General features: G+C 70.2%; 2 protein-coding genes. Both read right to left on the bottom strand.

The annotated features are described in order from the left end of the window. Positions 1 to 61: 61 nt before the first annotated feature. Entirely contained in the window at positions 62 to 1762 is a 1701-nt protein-coding gene (locus RH864_RS19120) for an amidohydrolase (protein ID WP_310519172.1), read from the bottom strand. Then, on the bottom strand, positions 1762 to 2346 hold a 585-nt coding region (locus RH864_RS19115), incomplete at its 5' end, for a M24 family metallopeptidase (protein ID WP_310519171.1). The genes RH864_RS19115 and RH864_RS19120, both read right to left, overlap by 1 nt.

Below are 2346 nucleotides of genomic sequence, written 5' to 3'. Positions count from 1 at the left end.
GTGCGGCGGCGTCGAGGTCACCGCCTCGGCCTGCTCCGCCAAGAACGCAGCGATCGCAGCGTCAACCATTGAGGTGCTCCTTCGATTCGGGTTCGGCGCTCGATGTGGGCTCGGCGCCGTTCGACGCGGGTTCGTGCTGGCGCTCGAAGACGATCCGTCCGCCCACCCACGTCTGATCGACGCGCGTGGTGTAGATCTCCGACGGCGGGCCGGCGAAGACGTCGCGATCGAGCACGACGAAGTCGGCGTCTTTGCCGGGCTCGAGCGAGCCCTTCCGCTCGGCGCGGGCGCTCAGGTGCGCGCTGCCGATCGTGAACGCCCGGACGGCGTCGATGAGGGTCAGCCGCTCCTCAGGCATGAACACCCCGACGTCCTCGGGAACCGTGGGCTTCGGGACCGGCCTCCGGTTGACGGCGACGTGCAGCTGGTGGAACGGGTTCGGCGTCGAGACCGACCAGTCGCTGCCCATGCCGAGCGCGATGCCGTGCTGCAGGAACGACGCGAACGGGTACTGGGAGTAGCCGCGCTCGTCACCGAGCACCGGGATCGCGAGCTCGGTCACGTAGGGCTCGAGTCGCGCCCAGAGCGTCTGGGCGTTCACGGCGAGTCCCACGCGACGGAGGTCGACGAGGTCGGCGTGGTCGACGACCTGGACATGGGCGACGTGTTTGACCCCGGTGTCCCAGCCGTTGACCTCGCGGCAGTGGGCGACGACGTCGATCGCCTGGCGCAGCGCCGCGTCGCCGACCGCGTGGAAGTGCAGGTTGAACCCGAGCGAGTCGAGCTCGGCGACGACCTCGAGGAGGCGCTCGGGGTCGAAGAACTCGAGGCCCGTGCTGTCGATCGGCCCCGGCTCGAGGTAGGGCTGCTTCAGGTGTGCGGTGTGGGTCTCGATGACCCCGTCGAGCATGATCTTCACCGAGGTCATGGACACCGGGGTGCCCTCGAACTCGCGACGCGTGGCGACCATCTTCTCCACGATGCCCGCGGGCAGCTCGGCCGGCAGCCACTGCGCGCCCTCGACCTCGACCCGGAGTGCGTCGCGCTCGATGAGCGCACGGTAGGCCCGGTCGTATCCGCGGTCGTGGTGGATTCCGGCGTCCTGCCAGCCGGTGATGCCGAGCGACAGCAGGTAGTCCTGGGCTACGAGCAGCGCCTGCTCGGCGTTCAGCAGCTCGATCGGCGGGACCACGACGCGCACGAGGTCCGCGGCGAGCTCGTGCAGCGCACCGGTGGGCTCGCCGTCGGCGCCGCGTTCGATGACGCCGCCGTGCGGCTCGGGGGTCGAGGCCGTGATGCCCGCCCGCTCGAGCGCGATGGTGTTGACCCAGGCGCTGTGCCCGTCACGGTTCATGAGGAAGACCGGCCGGCCGTCGTCGACGCCCTCGAGGTGCGTGGCCGAGGGGACACCACCGGGGAACGCGTCCATGGACCATCCGGAACCGACGATCCACTCGCGGTCGGGATTCGCGGCCGCGTAGGCGGAGATCAGCGCGCGGTAGTCGTCGATGGTGACGCCGTCGGTCAGCGAGCAGGAGATGAGCTCCTGTCCGCCCAGGATCGGGTGCACGTGCGCGTCGATGAAGCCGGGCAGCACGGTGCGTCCGCCGAGGTCGACGACCTCCGCGTCGGGGTGCGCGGCCCGCAGCGCCTGCTCGTCGCCGAGCCTTGCGACCTTGCCGTCCTCGACGAGCATGGCGCGGTGCCAGACCGAGACCGCGGCGCCGCCGAGGATGAGTGCGTTCGTGATCAGGGTCGACATCAGGCGGGCACCACCATGAACTCGTGCGGGAGGGTGGACAGGGTCTCGGCGGGGCCGTCGCCGTAGACGAGCGTGTCGATCAGCGAGAAGCCGAGCATGCTCTCGAAGTTGGTCACCATGCCGGACTCGAAGACGCGGTCGTCGTCCTCGCCGCCGACGACGGTGAACTTCCACTCGCCGACCCAGTCGGGTGGGAAGGCGATGCCCAGCTCGTAGCCGCCGACCCAGATGTCGGTGTTCAGCTCGAACACGCCGGCCTCGTCGTAGTACTCGCGCAGCGCGCGATTGACGTCGCCGACCCGGGCGCCGGCCACGGCGTGCTCGCGCAGCACGGGGTAGGCGCCCGCGATGAGCTCCTGCACGCGGTACGCGGCGTCGGCCGGCTCGCCGACCGTGAAGATCATGTTCCGGTTCGCGTGGTAGCGGTTGTAGACACCGCACGCGTCGACCTCGATGATGTCGCCCGGCTGGATGACCCGGCGGCCAGAGATCTCGTGGCCGATGCCGAGCGCACCCGAGCCGACGGCGACGACCTGGTGGATGCCGGCGGGTTCGCCGCCGGCGTCGGAGAGGCCTTTGATGAG

The organism is Agromyces aerolatus, from assembly GCF_031432255.1.
In the GTDB taxonomy this organism is placed as follows: Bacteria; Actinomycetota; Actinomycetes; order Actinomycetales; family Microbacteriaceae; genus Agromyces.
The sequence above is the reverse complement of the archived record's forward strand: the minus strand, read 5'-3'. Positions and strand labels throughout refer to the sequence as shown.